Here is a 19,367-nt window from a genome sequence, read left to right on the forward strand (position 1 = left end):
CCCAAGCCTGAAACCTATGTCTCTTAGCCTTCAAGTTATCAAGAGCTCCGGCTTACTGCTCGGATTGCAGCTCATTCATCGTGGACTTGGTATCGTCAGCACCCTGATACTTGCCAGGCTGCTCACGCCAGATCATTTTGGCGTTGTCGCGTTGGTAACCATTGCCCTCCAGTTTTTCGAACTGCTCGTAGAGACCGGCAATCAGCAATACATCGTCCAAAAATCCGTGCTAGAAGACGAAGACCTCAACACTGCCTGGACCCTCGATATCCTCTCGAAAACCATCATCGCGCTGATTGTCATTGTCGCCTCCCCGTTAGTGGCAGAGTGGTTTCAGGAGCCGGACCTAACGATCGCGCTCGCTGTTGCTTCACTGGCCCTACCGATCCGCGCTCTTAAGACCCCTGGCATGTTCCGGCTGGCACGGCAGATAAACTACAAGCCATTGTTTCAACTTAGTCTCTGGCAAAAAGGAGTTTCATTCGTAACGGTGGTCACTATTGCCGTAATCGAGCCCAGTTACTGGGCAATCATCATTGGCAACCTAGTGGCAGCGGTTGTTTTTACCGTTGGCTCCTATCGGGTTGAGCCATATAGACCGCGCTGGTCCCTATTGAGGCTCCGCGAGCAATGGCAGTTTTCTCAATGGTTGCTTCTGAGAGGCATTGTTGGTTTTACCCGGTCACAGGTCGATAATCTGCTTGTCTCCAAGGCATTCGGAACCTCCCAGTTAGGAGGCTACAACCTGGTTAGAGAGATCAGCTTGCTACCCGCCTTATCCGCCATCATCCCGATGAGCGAACCCCTGCTGGCGGCTATAGCCAACGCTAAAAACGAGCCAATGCAGCTTGCCTTTAGAGTCCGACTCAGCCTTGCATTAATGATCTCTGCACTCGCACCGCTGACCGTGTTCATTATGAGTTATCCCGACCTTATCGTTCGTGTTTTGCTAGGCCCTGACTGGGGCAGATTCGCCCCGCTACTGGAGCCGTTTGGACTTTTCTTCTTTACATTCTGTCTATTTGCACTGATCAGCGATGCCATCATTGCTCAGGGGCGCGTAAAGTTGCTTTTCTGGTTTGATGTTGTATCCACTCTGGCGATCGTGGTGATTCTCTGGAGATGGGCAACCCACAGTCTGGACGCCATGGCATGGTGGCGAGGCTGGCTTGCGATCGCAACCACGGGAGTCCTTCTTCTCATTCTGCAAAAGCAGGTTCGTTTTGGCTTGGGTCGACTTACAGTGCTATCCATACCCGCGCTCATTGGCTCTGGAGCTGGCATGATCTCCGCAATGGCAATGCCCGTTTCGGAAGCACATTTCCTTATCCGCTTTTTTGTACTGGGATCCACTCACGTACTCATTTCGGCGGCGGTTACTGTTGCATTAGCCTCTCTGTTGCTCAAGAAAACCGAGGAATGGGGCCTGATCACCTCGGTTTATTACCGCATGTCAAAGCGAATAAAATCAGAAAATTAAGGTCGGGTTCTGATTAAAATTCTCGCCTCAAAATGTTACTTTATGTTACCAAAAGAACGCGCTATTCTTTGATGGTGATTGAAGTTTTCCCAAACGGACGTGGGTAGTAGACGTCAAATGGAACCTATCAGAATTAAATTAATGGATCGTGCAGGCCTCGCTCGGAGTAATGAGCCAGTCGGCCTCGGCATTCCGCTCCCTCCGGGAGCATTGGCAGACACCTCAGAACTCGCTCTATCCCGGCATGGAGAGTCTTCTTCTATTCCTTTTCAGGCGAAACCGCTTGCGTCCTGGCCAGACGGCTCCATTCGTTGGGTTCACATAAGTTTTCTCGCCACTCTTCAAGCCGGCACTGAAACATCGCTATTCCTGGAGAAAGCGATACCCGACGCCTCGGGCGTGAGTATGGCCATTGAACACATGAATGGCTCACTGATAGTCAATACTCCGGAGGCAAGTTACGAACTGCACGCAAAGAGCCTGGCGTGGGATAGCATCAACACAAACAATGCCGCATCCCACACAAAGGTCACTCTCCAGGATGAGGATAATTGCCGCTGCGAATTCATCTCCTCAGAAAACTGGCAAGTTATCGAGCACGGCCCTGTACGCACCACCGTGAAGCAAACCGGCTTATGGAAGAAAAGCGACGGCTCTGAACTTATAAGAGTAACCTGTGAACTTTCTATATACAGCGCCAATGGCCTGATGGAAGTTTCGGTTACACCGCATAACCCAAGAAGAGCCAGCCATCCAGGCGGTTTGTGGGATCTGGGGGACAAAGGCTCCGTTTTCTTTCGCGGGCTTAACGTAGAAACAACTTTCCCTGAAAGCGGCCTCATTACCATGGCCTCCGGAGAGACTGAAAACTCGAAGACCGTGACTTCAGATCAGTCCGCCGGTATTTACCAGGATTCCAGTGGTGGTGCCAACTGGGATAGCCCCAATCACATTGACCGATTCGGGAAAGTGACAACCCGTTTTCGCGGATACCGCCTCTCAAAAGAGGGACAAAACATATCCGAGGGCCTAAGAGCCAGCCCCCACCTGACCTGGGAAGCCAATGGAATATGCTTTCAAACAGCAATACCCAGATTCTGGCAGAACTTTCCGACAAGCCTGTGGGGAGAACAACAGAAGGTTATAGCCGGTCTATTCCCCGAAGATTCGGGCCAGCTTTATGAGCTACAGGGCGGAGAAAGAAAGCGACTGACATTATTCGTTAGTCACTCAAACCAAAGTCACGATCTGAGCTGGGTTTATGCGCCGCTCACTCCAGTGATCGATGCGTCTGTTTATGAGATGGCAAACGCGTTTCCCTGGTTCCGGGCCAATCAGCCAGCAGGCCCACTTGATGAGCTTATAAGTCTCGGTTTGGACGGGCCAAACAACTTCTTCGAAAAGCGCGAACATATTGATGAGTACGGTTGGCGAAATTTTGGCGATATTTTTGCCGACCATGAAACCCTCTATCAGCCCGAGGGAGAGCCCCCACTGATCTCCCACTACAACAATCAGTATGACGCGATTTATGGGTTCGCCCGTCAGTTCGCCCTGACAGGAGATCCGCGCTGGTTTGAATTGATGGACGACCTTGCCCGCCACGTGGTGGATATCGACATTTACCACACCGATGTGGATCGGGCGGAGTATAATAACGGACTGTTCTGGCATACCGATCATTATCTGCCAGCGTACACGGCCACTCACCGGACCTTCACCCGGCATAACGATACCAGCTCAACTCCAGGGCAAACGGGAGGTGGGCCTGCAGCAGAGCATTGTTATACGACGGGCCTTCTTTACCATTACCTGTTAACCGGCGCACCAGCCTCCAAAACAGCGGTACTCGATCTGGCAAAGTGGATGGTCAACCTCCACGAAGCTCCAGATGGGATGCTTGCACAACTACTCGCCTTGAAAAAGCAGGAACTGCCCAAACTCAAGGCGCTGATCAAAGGTGAGCAGCCCAGCCCTCACCGCTACCCTTTTACCAGAGGCACTGGCAACTATCTGACTGCCCTGCTGGATGCCGCAGTTCTCGAACCAGAGGGCAAGTGGCTGAATAAGGCCGAGCAGGTCATCCGAGATACGATACATCCGGAGGATGACATCGAGCAGAGGAACCTGTTAGACGTTGAATTGAACTGGTCTTATCTCGTGCTTTTGTCCTCGATTGCTCGATATCTCTGGATAAAACGCCAATTGTCAAAAAACGATGATGCCTATCACCACGCATTGGTGTCGTTTCTGCACTACTCCAATTGGATGCGAACGAATGAGCGCCCTTTTTTGCAAGATTCGCAAAAACTGGAGTTTGCCAATGACACTTGGATCGCACAGGATGTTCGCAAAGCCGCACTCATGTTCCATGCTGCTGAACTAACCCAAGGCCCAGAAGCAGAGAATTATCTAGCTAGAGGGGGAGACTGGCTAGAGCATTCTTGCGACTTACTTGCTCAAAGTTCAGAAAAGCACTTTTCACGCATACTCATAATACTTAATCAAAACTACGGTCCACAAAATATCCAAGCTGCAATGCACTGTGGCACTCGGCAAAACCAGGAAACCAAACAAACCAAGAAGCAACCGATACTCACTTGGCCACAATTAGCGCTCCGAATTCTTCAACGCTTTGGTTTGGGTCTTGCCCAGTTCAGACCAGCCCGTGAAAGAGCCTGGCTGGCTGCAAGGATGAACCGCCAATGAATACTAGAGCCCTGACAAAACGCACAATCAAAAATATCGTGCTCTTACTGATACTCCCCGTCTTCTTCCTGTATTGGATCACCAGTCGCGGCGGACAAAGCGATGGGGTTTTCCAGTCCTACTCTCAAGTCCTGAGCTTGCTGCCAGGAAAGACAGGCGTTTATATCCGAGCTGCTTTCTACCGTTTAGCTACCACAGGCACCTCTGACGAGATTTCAATCGGTTTCCTAACTATCTTATCCCACAGGGACACAACAATTTCCCGGGGAGTCTACGTTGGTCCACAAAGTAACATAGGCAAATGTTCAATTGGTGAGAATACACTCTTAGGCAGTGGCGTACACATACTCAGCGGAAACCAACAACACGATTTCAGTCGGGTAGATTGCACGATCCAGGAACAACCAGGAATTTTTAAGAAGATAAAAATAGGTCAAGATTGTTGGTTAGGTAATAGCTCAGTGATACTTGTGGACGTTGCGGATCGTTCAGTAATTGCCGCCGGCAGCATATGCGTCAAAACAATTGATGCGCCAGGAAGTATCTTCGCAGGTAATCCAGCAAAATTGATACGTAACCGATTATTAGCGGAGCAAGATCATGAAAAGCCACTTACCTGAAAAGATTTACTTGGCCAGCCCAGTTTGGGTTCAGAATTTTCTGGTAAGCATCTATGGGTACCTAGAACACGGGCGGCGATATGGCGGTGCTCATAAAAAGCTTCTTGATGAGCTTTACGAAAATGAATTTAAAACACAGGAAGAAATTAAGAAGATAGCAGACGCGAAGCTGGAATACATCATTAATGTATCTGTCAATCATGTACCCTACTATCAGAAATTAGGATTAAAAAAACCCAACTTACAGAGCTTTCCAGTCTTGGATAGGCAAACAGTTGCCGACAACACTGAAAGTTTTGTGAACCAAAGATATCCTAAAAGTTCTTTACTTCCTTTGTTTACGGGTGGAAGCTCAGGAAATCCATTAAAAGTCTATATAACAAAGGGGATCCGCCAAAAGAGTTACGCATTTTGGTCCAAATTCTATAAGAGGATGGACTTTGAAATTGGGGACCGAAAAGCCTCTTTTGTTGGCAGAAAACTACAAGACCCCGATAACGACACGCCTCCTTTTTGGCGCTATAACTTCAAAGATCGCCAACTCATATTCTCCTCCTATCATATGAGCGATAAAAACTTACCACTCTACCTTGAAAAGTTGAATGAATTTAAACCCAAAGTTATTGAAGGTTATCCGCTATCTATATATCGACTCGCCGAATTTATTATTCAAAACTCAATAAATATAGATTTCAAACCGACCGGAATCAGCACTAGCTCCGAGAACTTCACCAACTCTCAGCGTAAAGTTATTGAGCAAGCTTTTGATAGTAAAGTATACGATCAGTATGGTTCAGCAGAGTCTGTAGTATTTGCTGCAGAATGCGAATTTGGAACCATGCATATAGAGCCCGAGTATGGAGTTGTAGAGGTTCTCACTAAGGAAGGAACCGTTAAGCCAGAAGGTAGCGGAGAGCTCCTTGTGACAACCCTTTTAAATGATGCCATGCCTTTAATTCGATACCGAATCGGAGATCTCGGAGAGGTAGGCTACGCTCCATGTCAATGCGGTCGAGAAACTCCAGTTTTAAAACAGCTTGATGGCAAGGTCGGTGCCGTCATCGTTAGCGAGAATAAGTCCGTTCCGACTGCAGCAATTGCCATAGCATTTGAATATCTCGAAGGGGTAAAACACGCTCAAATCATTCAGAACGAGCCAGATCAAGTGATAGTGAAACTGGTAAAGAAGTCAGATTTCGTAAAAGAATCTGAGGATTTCATGATCTGGGAGCTTAGGAAAATGCTAGGAAATAAACTCAAAATATCTGTTGAATACGTTGATGAGATCCCGCCTTCGCCCAATGGCAAGTATAAAATGGTGGTTCAGAATTATTCCAAGCATTAATGTTGGGCCATATCTTCCTCACATCATAAGCACCTTTTCTATGCTGCCAAAATTGACAATGATAATTCCTTGCTTCAACGAAGAAGAGCACCTTTCAAAGTGCCTTAACTCGATAGCAGACCAGGACTATCCCCAGGATTTAATCGAACTGCTAATCGTAGACAACGGATCAACTGACAACTCACTTAACATAGCGCAAAATTCCTCCGCAAAAATTCATGTAAAACCGAATATTAACGTCGGTGCAGTTAGGAACTATGGAGCTAGAAACGCCGAAGGTGAAATATTAGTGTTTCTTGATGCAGACTGCTCTCTTGATACTACATGGATTTCGCGAGCGGTAGAACTTGTTAGCGAACAACCAAATACTGTCTTTGGAGGTGGGTGCCTGCTCCCACCAAATGCTCAGTGGGTTGAAACCTGTTGGCTCTTAGAAAATGAAGAAGGAAACGTTCTTCCTAGAGAGCTCCTAGGCTGTTCAATAGTATTGCCGAAGGCTATTTTTGAATTTTCAGGCGGCTTTGATGAATCTTTACCCTCTGGCGAGGACAGTGAATTTTCATCCAAATTAAAAGAACTTTCTTTCCAAGTTACATTAACACGGGATTTAAACGTTGTTCATTGGGGAAATGCAAAGTCACTATCAGATTTTTTTAAAAGGCAGACTTGGCACGGAATGGGCTATAAAAAACGAATGGCAGAATCCACCAAGGATCCGGTATTTTTAATAATTTTACTCTTCCTATTATTAGCAACTGTCACTTTGTTGTCGTTGCCTTTCAACAGAGTATTTTCATACGGCGCCATTTCGGGCTGTTTTTTTCTACCTGCAATATTGACAGCAAAAAGATACTTAAGAGCCAAGCGTAAACCAGACTCACTGCCCGAGATTTTCAAGTGCTATATATTAGATACGCTTTACGTAATAGGTCGGGCGAAGGGGCTTATTTTCTCCGAAGCGAAAAGACAGTAACCTTCGCCCACCTTCAAATCAAATCTCCAGTGAAACCTAAACTCTCAACTAAGACAAATAAAACTTTTCTTTATTCAACCTTTATGGCGCCAGGAGCTTTTGGAGGAGAACCAACATCAACCGCCAGATCATCAGGCACAGAGGTCATTATTTTGAGATCATCAATAGAGAACCAATCTTCGTACCGCTGTTCATTCGGATATGCTTGAAAATAATCGTTTCCTCCAATCGCAAAATAATTCCAGCCGACCATTTTATTTTCTGAATTACTCATTATCCAAGGAATATCATCTCTGTGGTGTATTTGGGTACCGTTTATCCATTGCGTAAGCACACCATCTGTGGCATCCGGCTTAGAGTTCATCTTTATGAAGAACGCTACCTTAGTCCATGAGTCCCCAGGACCAAATACTTGATCGTGGTCTACTATTCCAGGATAATCTTTTAAATAGCCTCCATTGACACGATCGAGGAGAAGCGGATCAGTACCTTCAGCCCCCATCCCCAGAGTCATAGAGCTAAAATTCAATGACCCGCCAAATTTATATTCATTATTAAATTTGTAATTTTCTCCATGAGGACCTCCGTAAAATGCTAAGATGTTTCTAACGCCATAATTATCACGTTTCCAGTCCCACAAAAAAAGAGGTCCTATTGATCCGGCGGCGCCGTTGAAAGGATTCCCTTCTCCATCATAACTGCCGATTCGGAAAATTTTTGAGGTCCAGGAACCAGCTTCACCATCCTTTCGTCCGTACCAACTATTTGAAAATCGAACCCAGAACTCCACGTATAATTGCTCGTACTCCCTATCCAGATATTTTATAAGTTGAGCATCCGATGCCCAATTATTCCACCCCCTGTCGTAGGATTCACGCCAAAAAACAGCTGACTTCCCAATTTCGCCTCGTGCTTTTTCGGAATTGGCCGCCAAAATCTCGAGTGAAGCGTGATTATCGGGAAAACCAGTTTCTGGAGACCACATAGTTCCTTGGTAAATGGCGTCCCAGGTTCCGGGAAGAATTGCTCCTTCAGATACTTTTTGGGTCTGGGAAGTAGTATGCATTGTGCTTGTCCAGTCGGACATACCATCAAAGCTTTCCTCAAAAACCACCTCTGCAGCCGCAACCGACGAAAGCACAGAAAGCGCGGCAGCTCCTAGGAATAACTTTGTTTCATTGAAAGCATTCATGACCATAGCTCCACTAACGTTGAACCGGTGTACCTTATTAACTTGCAGTGATTCGTTTAGTGCGTTAGTTACCAAAACATTGTAATAATTCGTAAAAAAAAAATTAGTTATGTAGCGCCTATCTAATACTAGGCCATGTGCACGCTACTAAAACATTTGAAATTTTGGCTCTCTCCATTGGACCTCAGGCACATCTTAACCCTGAATCGTACTTGATTGCATTACAGGTGAACTTTCATTTGTTAATCCACCCTCCAATACATATGACCCAGCCCCCGTATCAGGTCCCCCAAGAGTTAGAAAATTCGGCTCCAATGACCCTGACCCCGTATTAGGTCCACCCAGAGTTGGAAAAATCCGGCTCCTTGACCCTGACCCCGTATTAGGTCCACCCAGAGTTGGAAAAATCCGGCTCCAATTGTTCCTGTTTTCTTCGTGAAACCGCATGTTTTCTGGCGTAGTCAGAGGGCGTGCACCACTCCAATGCGGAATGGGGTCGGACTTGGTTATAGAACGCTCGCCACGCTTCGATTTTCTCCCTGGCGTCGGCCAGTGACAAGAACCAGTTTTCGTTCAGACATTCCTGCCGGAGTCGTCCATTGAACGATTCTACCGTTGCGTTGTCGGTAGGTTTTCCAGGCCGCGAGAAGTCGATTTCGATGTTCCGCTCATAGGCCCAGCGATCCATGACCTTGCCGGCGAACTCCGAACCGTTGTCGGTCTTAAGCACCTCCGGGTTGCCTCGGAAGCGGGCAATCGCCGTCAAGGCTTCCTGAACATCATGGCCCTTCAGGCTCTGTCCAACCACGATGCCGAGGCACTCCCTGGTGAACAGATCAATGATGGTCAGCAAGCGCAGTCGCCGACCATCAAACAGCGCATCTGAGACAAAGTCCATGCCCCAGATGTGATTGGGATGGGTGGCTCGTTGAAGTGGCTGACGGTTCTTGGCCGCCTTGTTGCGTTTAGGACGCTTTAGACGAAGTGACAATCCCTGGTCCCGATACAGCCGGTAAACCCGTTTGTGATTGTCACGCCAGCCCTCTCGTTGCAGTTGGACATGCACGCGTCGGTAACCGTAGTGAAGCCGTGTGAGAGTGATCTCACGGATCCTCATCGATAATGCCGACGAATCTCTTGCCACCGATTGGTATCGACAAGACGCCCGGGAAAACTGCAAGACCGCACACGCCTGGCGCTCGCTGACCCTGTATCGCTTTTGCAGGTCAGCCACCAGTTGGCGTTTACGAGGCGGTCTCAGAGCTTTTTTGCCACCACATCCTGAAGCATGGTCTTGTCCAGACTCAGGTCGGCCACCAGCTTCTTGAGGCGCTGATTCTCCTCTTCCAGCTGTTTCAGACGTTTCAGCTCGGATGGCCCCAGACCACCGTACTTCTTGCGCCAGGTGTAGAAAGTGGCATCGGAGATGCCCATCTTGCGACAGACCTCCGGGACCGGTGTCCCCAATTCGGCTTGCTTCAGGGCGAAGGCAATCTGCTCTTCGGTGTAACGGGACCGCTTCATGGCATGATCTCCTGCTCAGGGCTCTATCATGCCGGATTTTCCAGTTTTAAATGGACCTAAATTCTGGGGTAGGGTCAAATTTGATCTTCGATGTAGCGGGAATGACATGATCTCCTTTTTTGGGTTCTCCAGGGCCGGATTTTCGAGGCGTATATGAATGTAGTTTCTACGGGGGCCCAACCGAGTTCGAGATGCGGTACTTCTCAAAAATTCTATGCATCGATCATCGAGGCTTACCGAATAATGTGATGTTGTGTGGCACCGAATCATATACTATAACCAATGGCGTTATTTTCGGCGATTTCAGACTGTCTCACTTGCAACTAGTTAGACAACGACAAAACATTAAATAAATTTACGGCCCTATTACAAGTAGAGAACATGCCAACTATCAAGCACGCTATTTTTTATTCCGCGATTAACAAATACTTAATGAGCATAATTGGACTCGCAACTACAATCATGATTGCGAGACTGCTGACACCAAGTGAAATTGGTGTTTACGCTATAGCCAGCGCTGTTGTGATGCTGCTATCCGAAATAAGAATTCTGGGCGCTGGAGTTTATATAATAAGGGAACCTAATTTAAAAAAATCCCAAATTCGTTCTGCACTTGGCCTAACAATTTTAATATCATGGACACTGGGCGCAATACTTTTCGCTACATCTCCTTACATTTCTGAGTTTTACGAAATTGACGCAATCAAGCTTATTTTTTGGATACTTTCGTTCGGATTTATACTCGCGCCTTTTGTAAGTATACCTGCGGCACTTCTCTCAAAAAACTATAATTTTGATAAACTTTTTTACATAAGATTGATAAGCTCATTGTCGATATTCACTTCAACTTTTATTTTTATCAAGCTCGAACTTAGCTTTTACGGTCTTGCTCTCGCCAATACTATATCCATGATAGCTCAGGTAATTGCGACATATTATTTTGTTCGAAAAGAAATGGTATGGAAGCCAAGATTTAAAGACCTAAAGCCCATAGTAAGCGTTGGAATTTATAGCTCTGCAGCAAACATTCTAGAAAGAACCCAAAAGACTTTGCCCGACATAGTTATAGGAAAAACTAACAGCACAACAAACGTTGCAATTTTCTCAAGAGGCTTAGGTTTCATTGATTTTTTATCTGAACTGATAATTAGCGGAGTTAAGCCTGTCGCACTGCCCTTTTTATCAAATGTTTTGCGAGATGGCGGTGACGTTACGCAAGCGTACATCAAGGCAACGAAGCTACTGGGTGCATTTACGTGGCCCGTTCTCGCCGTCGCAAGTGTCGCGAGTTTGCCTACCATTAGACTCTTCTTTGGTGACCAATGGGATAGCGCGGCTCCAATTGCATCTGTGCTGGCATTCTGGTCAATAATTCGATCTATTCACGGTTTTGCACAACCTTTACTGCTTACCTTAAAGCTAGAAGTCAGTTTGATCATAAAGGAAATTATTGCATTTTTTACTTATGCGGCTCTGATTATTTATTCGTCCCAATTTGGATTAATGGCTATTGCCTGGGCACTGCTGATTGCCGCATTCATAGATTTTTGTGTCACCACTCTAATCATAAAAACAAAAACAAACTTAGGAATACTCACGATGCTCAAGGAATTCCTTCCTAACTTTCTTCTGGTTGCGATTTGCTGGAGCGTTGCTTATTCCTTAGAAGCCGCCTTCAATATCAATGAAATGCATTATGTATCAGGGCTATTAATTTACGCAGCCGTTTTGCCAATCCTATGGATATTCTGCTTACGATTACTCAAACACCCGCTTTTCGATGAATTGTTGAAATTAATAAAGCTAAATAAGCTCACTCAATAGTCTTATGTTGCGTACTAAAAAGGTTGGAAACTGAATTGTCAGAATATAAATCTAATCAAGGCAATTGATATCGATGGAAGACTCAAGGCACCGAAAATAATTTGATTTTCAAATCATTGCTGTGTATCATTTTGTTAATTTTTCTTCTTTATAGACATAATTTAAAAATTCCTACAATAAAATGTCGGCGAGGTGAAACGGTGAATCTTTACTACTGCAAGATGCCAGAAGGCAATATCGGGGATGACATAAACGAATATATTTGGCCGCACTACATTAAAGATCTCGACGATGATACTGATGACTTGCTTGTTGGCATTGGGAGCCTCCTCAATCATCATCTACCTAAGGCAAAGAAATATACTGTAATTTCTTCTGGAGTCGGGTATGGAAAGTTACCAAAGATCACTGATTCTTGGAAATTTCTTGCAGTAAGAGGCGAATACTCGAAGGAAGCATTTGAATTATCCGATGAAGTGGTTTTACTTGACGGTGCTTACCTACTCAAAGATTGTTATGAAAGACCGAATGTTAAAATTACCCATAAATTTGGATACATACCACATGTTGCGAGTCTTAATTACGGCGACTGGGAGAAAGTCTGTAAACTCGCGGGTATTCACTTTGTTGATCCGAGATTATCTTTAGGCGAATTTCTGGAATCGCTCTGTAGTTGTAAGAAGGTTTTGACTGAAGCTATGCATGGAGCAATTATCGCGGACTGTTATGGAGTTCCATGGAAACCTGTGAAAGCTTATCACCATATTAATACTAAGAAGTGGGACGATTGGTTGAGCGCATTTGGAAAAACGGCAAGGTTTAGTAATGTAACTCCAGTTTGGTATGATTTGGAAATCCCCCGAAACCGAAGAATAAAAAATACCATAAAGAAAGTTATTTTTTCGATTTATCCAAAGTTTAACCTAACGCCGCCAATTTATCCGCCAAGCGAAGATTTCGTTTATCAAGATGTTGCTGGGGAGTTAAGGCGCCTCACAGAGGGCGAATTTTTTCTGAATGATGAATCTCAAATAGACGAAAAGATACTTCTATTGAAGAAGAAAATTAACGATCACTTTGGGTAGAATCAAAATGAAACGGTGATCAATCCAAAGCGAAGGGAAAACGTACTAGCTTAGAATTTTTATTAATTTGGATAACGAAAGTAACTATTGATGTTAAGGAGCTGCCTAGGGATAAAGTACGCGCTCAGTACTTCTCGACAATGCCCTGGTACGATCCTGTGTAACTTCCAGACTGAATCAGAGCCAGACGAATTGTACTTTGTCAATTTTCTAATTTTGTTCCATTCTAGTGCTATCAATAACCTTCGTAGCACCGTAAACTACTCTTATCTTGAGAGAATCTATGACAATTGATAGCGCAAGGACTGAAAAAAATGCGGTGCAACCCTACGAAACCATGAATGATCACCTTCGCCAACTTGCAGCTGTTCTGGAAGTTTCCGTCGTCCAGATAGACCAGAATAATCCGGACAATGTATTCAGCGATGCAAAACAGCTGCTCAACCGAAACTCGCAGTGTTGTGTTGTCTTACCTACGACGAATCAATCAAACAAACTAAAGAGCTTCAATAATCTGTATAGGTGCACATCGCTACTTAGACGTATTAGGAGACGACTCTGTATCGAGGATCCGTCTCTAAAAGTCGTTCTTATTGGGATTTACCCATCTCTGGACTACCCCGCCTGTGTTTATGAAATGAATACGTCTGCAGAACGCTACGTTTCATCTAATATACTTCCTAACACCGGTTCTGCTTTAACCCGTGTAATCAAAGAGTTTATCACCAAGATCCTCGGGGCCAACCCGGCTGCTGGGGGGCTGGGGCTTCTTCTCTATAAGGAGTAACAATGCTATTAATCAGGCAGCTCCTTAAAACAGTTAGCTTTCTCGAAAAGCCTATCTGGCATTACTCAATTGCCTGCATAAGTACGTCCCGTCCAGTATATTTAGTTTTCGATGGCTCTGAACACCCGACATACGTCCTCCGCAAACTCAGTACCGACCGGGAACTCCATTCCCACCAAATCCATGAATATTTGTATAGGTTAGTCGGCGATCTCGTCCCGAGACCCATGGGTACACTCGAATACGCAGGTGAGAAGTATGATGTTCAGGAGGGCGTGAAAGGTTTACCTTGGTTCCAGATTAAGTCGAAATTTTTTACAGAAGACGCGCGCGCTGGACTGGAGCGGAAATTGTGGCAAACACTCAAAGATTTTCAATCTGCTCTACGCTCTGATAGCAATAAAATTACGTCTTTTCTCCCCCATGAAGAACTCCGCCAAGTGTATGAACAATACAAAAAGCTGGAGCAAAGCCTCGAACCTGGGCTTGAGAAGCTTGTTGGACTTGCAATGAATGAGCTCGCAAAGATGCCTGATTGTCCCGCGATCCCACAGCACGGCGACTTTTGTTTGAATAATGTGATTATCGACACGCAGAACATTACAGTCATCGACTTCGAGGACTTCGAAATAACCAAGATGCCGATGTATGATCATTTCACTCTTGCGCTCTCACTACCCTCTTCCTCACCATCACCAGACCGAGCTGTTAAAATTGCAACCTTAGAGGAAATAGTGAACGAAGCGAAACATCTAGGCATTCCTAAGGAAGCAATTCAATGGCATTTTCTACATCACATTTTATTACGATTGGGTCCCTGGAGTATGGGAGAAAAAAGATCGACCTATCGAGCGTGGTTAAAGCAGGTACTTTTTAGATTTCTGGAGTCTCAAACCAGCTAAAATAATTGTCTATTTTCACGGGAACAGCGACATGATTGAGGAGAACGAGCACATAATTTGTGTTGGTCATCAAGGATTCTTTTTCTTGCCATCCTTAATTGCTCTTAACATTCGGTTAACGTAGGGTCCAGCAAGACTTCTTAGCAACCGTTCCCGTGCATCCAGGTAGGTAAAGGAATGCTGCAGAGTCTTAATAAACGCTTTACTGGCATTGAGATAACGCTCGTTAGCAAAATGGTCCAGCCCTACGCGATAAAAGTAGTCGGCGTACGCAAGCTTCGAAAAGCGTGAAATCAATGGATCACGGCTTTTCAAGTCGCAGTGTTTTTCAATAATTTTCATCTTCGCATCCAGCATAAGTTGGCCGTCGGATGACATATTATTGCTATGGACACGGTATTCGATGAGCGGGTCAGCCACCACGTCTGCCGAATATTCCTTACAAATACGTAACCAGAGATCCCAGTTCTCAGCGGCTTTAAAGTCTTCTGAGAACACCCCTACCTTTTCCAATGCCTCCGCTGTTACCACTACCGTCCCACCCGTCATTCGATTTTTGACCAACAGCTGGCCATAAATATCTCCAACAAGGGCCTTGTCGGCGGGTTCGAGCCGCACGGTTTCGCCTTTCTCGTTGATTATCTCTGTTCCCGAATAAACCAGGCCTACACCTTGTTTAAAAAGCGGAATTTGCCGCTCCAACTTGTCTTTTTTCCAAAGATCATCACTGTCCAGAAACGCAATATATTGGCCACGGGCTACCTTGATACCGTTGTTTCTTGCGATGATCTGCCCTTGGTTTTGTTGATCAATTACGCGAATCTTCTCGGGAAAACGCTGCTCATAATCCCTGAGTATCGATAAGGAATCATCACTCGATCCGTCGTTTATCAAGATAACTTCATATTTTTCATAGGATTGCATCAGGATACTATCAATAGTTTCTGAAACAAGGTTCCCGCGATTATAGACTGGTACGATAACAGAAACTAATCCCTTCATTATTCGACAGTCCCTATGTTTTACTTATCTTATAATTTCTGTGCTGATAATCAATTCAAGCCAAAGGAAGCCTTTACGTCTCTGCTTACAGATTTGTAACGAAGAATTGACTTCACTGTTTTTTTGATTTTTTTATAAGGCGTATTACAGTAGGCGTCGTTGCTTATATTTTCACCGTTATCGCGAACATACATAACTATTCTTTCATCGGGCACGCTCATTGACCATCCGTCAGCCTCTAGCCGTTGCTTCATATGTACATGTGAGATGTTTCCAAAAGGCGTACTTCTATAGCTTTTTTCGTCGACAGTGTCGGGCAGACTGAAAACCGTATCGGAAATTACCGCAGATGATCCACAATATGCGCTGAATTCGTTTTCCTCATTAATAATTCCTGAGCTCTTAAAATAAAAATAACCATTGTCCAGTATAATTACTTTAGATTTTTCGTACTTCTCAAGGGCCCTAACAAAATCATTTCGTATCAGGTCATCTGCATCCAATGCGAACCAATGAGTGATCGAAGGGTTCTGATCTCGAAGGTGCATAATGCCACGCAGAATTTTCGTGCACCGATCAAATTCATATTTTAACTGGTTTTCAGCTTCTATTTCTCCGGCCACGGGTGGCTCGAAATCGGAATATTTTAAAAACTCGCATTTTGAATTTTGGTAAGAATCATCATTCAGAAATTCAGGACAATCATGCCCAACCACCACCGCATTAAAATTCTCAGAACTCTGAGCAAGAACACTATCAACGGTCGCCTGTAAGTTTTTGGTTGTCGTGTCCCAGTTTTTTGCAACCCTTTTCGATTTTAACGGGATAACAATACCAATTCTCATAACCCTTCTCCCTAAGACAATCTCACCTAACGCACTGCATTCAACAAACAGACTTGTACAGTTCCATGTAGCTTTTAACCATTATGGTGTTCGAGAACCTGTTCTGAAAAATTTCCCTCACCAAAGTTGATTGAGCAGACCTGAGGTTTTCGTCTGACCACAGCTCGGTGATTGCTTCACTGAAAGCCTCTGCGTCATCACTGGGTACCATATTTCTGGAAAGCTTTTCCGTCAGGATTTCCGGATTACCACCAACGTTTGTTACTACCGGAGGGGTCCCCATACTCATAGCCTCCAGCAGTGTCATGGATGTCCCCTCGGTATGAGAAGAGAGCAGAAAAATATCCATGGCAGCAAGATGCTGGGCGGGTTTATTCACGAATCCGGTAAACACGGTCCGGTCACCGATTTTGAGTTGGATGGCTAATTGCTCCAGCTTCTGGCGATCTGGGCCGTCTCCTACCATTAAAAGCCATGCATCGGGATTACGCTCGGAGAAACGCTGGAAAGCACTCAACATCATGGTTTGATTTTTGACCGGATCCAGACGAGAGACGGTTCCCACTACAAACGCTTCTTTGGGTATCCCAAGGGATTCCCGAATTTGTTCCACCACCCTGTCGTCCCTGTGAAGCGGCGAGATACCGTTATAAATTACTCGTATTTTTTTTCGGGGCATGAACTCATAACGAACGAGCGCTTCACGAGTGGCTTCAGATATGGACACCAGAGCCGGGGTCATCAATGCCATGATTGGATTGATTAGCAGCGCCTTATAACGATGGCGATCCGGGTAAAAGCGTCCATGTTCCGTAAACACAACGCTCGCGGACGTACCCCAGGCGGCCAGCCACCCATAAAAATAGGGAGTGTATTGGTGGCAGTGGATTACATCGAAGCGGCCTTGCCTCAGGTACTTGCGAATGCCTGAAACAAGAGCACGATCGAATCCCGGCTGACGGGCAATCGTGTGGACCTTTATACCCGCTTCCCTTAGATTTTCACCCATTGCCCCAACATGACCGTCAATGCAAAGAATTTCCGATTGCACTTGATCGGGATCCATACCTTCAATCAACTGGCGTATCACCTGTTCAGTGCCACCAATTCCCATGTTGAAGGTAACGTGAAGTACTCGGATACCGGGCTTCGCAGGCCTTTCTGATAACGTTGTTTGGGGCATTAATACGCTCCCTCATACTGCTGCCACCAAAGCTCAAAGGCTAACAAAGACCACAATTCCTGGGTGTACTGGCTGTCGCCATTCTGATGCTTAAGCCAAAGCTTCTGGATACCTTGTCTATCGAAATATTGGGATAGGCCACTTTCTGGATTCAATAGAAGCGTTTCGGCAATTGGACGGATTTCATTTCGCAGCCAGTCCGCAAGGGGTACTGAGAAACCCATTTTCTTTCGATACAGAATGTCATCTGGCAGCTTCTTCGAGAAGGCTCTTTTCAGAACGTATTTCTTCTCTTTGCCATGAAGCTTTAAAGCCGAGGGAATCTGCGCTGCGTACTCCACTACCCGGTAGTCCAGCAGCGGCGCCCTCGTTTCGAGGGAGTTTGCCATACTCATTCGATCCACCTTCACGAGGATGTCGCCGGGTAGGTAAGTTTTGATATCCGTGTAAAGGATTCTGCCTAGATGATCGTCACTGTCTGCTTGGTGGTAGTGTTGGCGCGTTATCTCCGCAGGATCATACCCTTCTGTATCTTGCTTGAACTTTCCCCTGACCAGGTCGTCCCACACGCTCTGACGGAAGAAACAGTTTGTCCGGAAGAATGCCTGATCCGGTTCCAACGCCAGAGTTCCAAGTAATGATTGGGCTTTCCGCAAGATAGGGTTATTCACGCTCCCCGCGATCTGGGCCATCCCCGGAAAAATGCTCCGGCGAAACGGGCCAGGAAACAGGCAGCGTAATCGGTTTTCAACCTGATCGGTGCGGTATTTGCTGTAGCCAGCGAAGTTCTCATCACCTCCGTCGCCTGCCAGAGCCACGGTCACTTTTTGGCGCGCTAACTGGGAGACAAAATAGGTGGGCACAAAAGAGGGATCGGCAAAAGGTTCGTCAAAAAACCGGGCAATACCTGCAAGGTTATCCGCCACGTTCTCCCGCACCGTAAACTCATGATGATCGGTTTTGAATTGCCTGGCGACTTGCTGGGCATACTTAACCTCATCAAACCTTTCAGAATCGAACCCAATGGAGCATGTGGTGACTGGGCGTTCCGACTGGCCCGCCATCAGGCCAACAATGGCGCTTGAGTCCACACCTCCGCTCAGGAAAGCTCCGAGGGGAACATCGCTGATCATCCGCAAACGCACGGCATCGTCTATCAGCTCATATAATCCCTCCTCAATGTCCTGAATATTTCGGGGCACCGTGGGTGCAAAGGACACGTCCCAGTACTGATGAAGTTGTGTATTTTTGCCGTTGGTCTTCAACCAATGCCCAGGGGGCAGTTTATGGACATTGGTATAGATGGTTTTCGGGTCTGGTATGTATTGGTAAGCAAAAAAATCCTTGATCGCATCGGGCCGCAATTGCCGCTTTAGAAAAGGCAGCTTCAACAAAGCTTTGATCTCGGATGCGAATGCGAAGTGGCCGCCGGCCTCATAATAGTAGAGGGGCTTTTTACCCAGGCGGTCACGGGCCAGGAAGACCTCCTGGGTTCGGGTATCCCAGATGGCCAGCGCGAACATCCCGTTTAGGTCATCAAGACACCGGAATCCTTTTTGCTCAAACAACTGAAGAAGAACCTCAGTGTCCGTTCCGGTGGTGAAAATCCTCCCTTCCGCTTCAAGCTCTTTCCGAATCTCCCGGAAATTATAGATCTCACCATTAAATGCAATGATGTAGCGGCCACTGGCCGATTTCATGGGCTGGGTACCGGCATCGCTGAGATCAATGATGCTCAGGCGCCGGTGAACCAGACCTATGTGGTCATCCAGGAACACACCACCGGCATCCGGGCCCCGATGGATGATAGCCTGGCCCATGTTCTCCAGCCATTCACGATGCGCATCACGATTGGGTACTGCTGTGGAGCGAAGAAACCCTGCAAAGCCACACACG

Annotated in this window: 15 protein-coding genes; 9 read left to right on the top strand and 6 right to left on the bottom strand. The window is 46.1% G+C overall.

Annotation, left to right across the window (positions count from 1 at the left end; genetic code table 11):
* Nucleotides 1–16 precede the first annotated feature (16 nt).
* From WA411_RS07010 to WA411_RS07030, 5 genes are all read left to right on the top strand, one after another.
* Nucleotides 17–1,480 (top strand): oligosaccharide flippase family protein, encoded by a 1,464-nt coding sequence (locus tag WA411_RS07010; protein ID WP_291910290.1) that lies wholly within the window; start codon nt 17–19, stop codon nt 1,478–1,480.
* A gap of 117 nt (nt 1,481–1,597) precedes the next feature.
* Nucleotides 1,598–4,189 carry a hypothetical protein gene (locus tag WA411_RS07015; RefSeq protein WP_291910292.1) on the top strand — a complete coding sequence of 864 codons (2,592 nt, stop codon included), beginning with the start codon at nt 1,598–1,600 and terminating at the stop codon, nt 4,187–4,189.
* Nucleotides 4,186–4,809 carry an acyltransferase gene (locus WA411_RS07020; RefSeq protein ID WP_291910294.1) on the top strand — a complete coding sequence of 208 codons (624 nt, stop codon included), beginning with the start codon at nt 4,186–4,188 and terminating at the stop codon, nt 4,807–4,809. The genes WA411_RS07015 and WA411_RS07020 overlap by 4 nt, the downstream gene beginning before the upstream one ends.
* Nucleotides 4,790–6,154 carry a phenylacetate--CoA ligase family protein gene (locus WA411_RS07025; protein WP_336064778.1) on the top strand — a complete coding sequence of 455 codons (1,365 nt, stop codon included), beginning with the start codon at nt 4,790–4,792 and terminating at the stop codon, nt 6,152–6,154. Before WA411_RS07020 ends, WA411_RS07025 begins: the two co-directional genes overlap by 20 nt.
* Before the next feature lie 40 nt (nt 6,155–6,194).
* Complete coding sequence (locus tag WA411_RS07030) at nt 6,195–7,127, top strand: glycosyltransferase (protein ID WP_336119293.1); 933 nt, start codon at nt 6,195–6,197, stop codon at nt 7,125–7,127.
* A gap of 70 nt (nt 7,128–7,197) precedes the next feature.
* Here the strand turns inward: WA411_RS07030 and WA411_RS07035 are convergent, their stop codons facing one another.
* On the bottom strand, nt 7,198–8,319 hold the full coding sequence (locus WA411_RS07035; RefSeq protein ID WP_336064788.1) for a hypothetical protein: 1,122 nt from the start codon (nt 8,317–8,319) through the stop codon (nt 7,198–7,200).
* A gap of 382 nt (nt 8,320–8,701) precedes the next feature.
* Nucleotides 8,702–9,843, bottom strand: a protein-coding gene (locus tag WA411_RS07040; RefSeq protein ID WP_336064789.1) for an IS3 family transposase whose coding sequence is annotated in 2 segments (ribosomal slippage) — nt 8,702–9,591 and nt 9,591–9,843 — 1,143 coding nt in all. Because the reading frame shifts where the segments join, the coding sequence is not laid out codon by codon here.
* A gap of 381 nt (nt 9,844–10,224) precedes the next feature.
* Here WA411_RS07040 and WA411_RS07045 point away from each other — a divergent pair.
* The 4 genes from WA411_RS07045 to WA411_RS07060 all read left to right on the top strand — a co-directional run bounded on the left by WA411_RS07045 (nt 10,225) and on the right by WA411_RS07060 (nt 14,441).
* On the top strand, nt 10,225–11,667 hold the full coding sequence (locus tag WA411_RS07045) for an oligosaccharide flippase family protein (protein WP_336064790.1): 1,443 nt from the start codon (nt 10,225–10,227) through the stop codon (nt 11,665–11,667).
* Nucleotides 11,668–11,798: 131 nt separating this feature from the next.
* Nucleotides 11,799–12,752 carry a polysaccharide pyruvyl transferase family protein gene (locus tag WA411_RS07050; protein WP_336064791.1) on the top strand — a complete coding sequence of 318 codons (954 nt, stop codon included), beginning with the start codon at nt 11,799–11,801 and terminating at the stop codon, nt 12,750–12,752.
* A gap of 283 nt (nt 12,753–13,035) precedes the next feature.
* The gene (locus tag WA411_RS07055) at nt 13,036–13,539 is read left to right on the top strand and encodes a hypothetical protein (RefSeq protein WP_336064792.1); all 504 of its coding nucleotides are present in this window, start codon (nt 13,036–13,038) and stop codon (nt 13,537–13,539) included.
* 2 nt (nt 13,540–13,541) lie between these two features.
* Nucleotides 13,542–14,441: an aminoglycoside phosphotransferase family protein gene (locus tag WA411_RS07060; RefSeq protein WP_336064793.1), complete on the top strand. Its 900-nt coding sequence runs from the start codon at nt 13,542–13,544 to the stop codon at nt 14,439–14,441.
* 69 nt (nt 14,442–14,510) lie between these two features.
* Here WA411_RS07060 and WA411_RS07065 read toward each other — a convergent pair whose 3' ends face one another.
* From WA411_RS07065 to asnB, 4 genes are read right to left on the bottom strand one after another with little or no spacing between them, the layout of a single operon-like run.
* Entirely contained in the window at nt 14,511–15,443 is a 933-nt protein-coding gene (locus tag WA411_RS07065; RefSeq protein WP_336064794.1) for a glycosyltransferase family 2 protein, read from the bottom strand.
* A 50-nt stretch (nt 15,444–15,493) separates the two neighbouring features.
* Nucleotides 15,494–16,288, bottom strand: coding sequence for a glycosyltransferase family A protein (locus WA411_RS07070; RefSeq protein WP_336064795.1), 795 nt, complete (start codon nt 16,286–16,288; stop codon nt 15,494–15,496).
* Nucleotides 16,289–16,328: 40 nt separating this feature from the next.
* Nucleotides 16,329–17,471 (bottom strand): glycosyltransferase, encoded by a 1,143-nt coding sequence (locus WA411_RS07075; RefSeq protein ID WP_336064796.1) that lies wholly within the window; start codon nt 17,469–17,471, stop codon nt 16,329–16,331.
* Entirely contained in the window at nt 17,471–19,366 is a 1,896-nt protein-coding gene (gene asnB / locus WA411_RS07080; protein ID WP_336064797.1) for an asparagine synthase (glutamine-hydrolyzing), read from the bottom strand. Before asnB ends, WA411_RS07075 begins: the two co-directional genes overlap by 1 nt.
* Between the last annotated feature and the right edge of the window lies 1 nt (nt 19,367).

Origin of the sequence: Marinobacter sp. CH_CUG1437-1 (assembly GCF_037029655.1) — a bacterium.
In the GTDB taxonomy this organism is placed as follows: Bacteria; Pseudomonadota; Gammaproteobacteria; order Pseudomonadales; family Oleiphilaceae; genus Marinobacter; species Marinobacter salsuginis.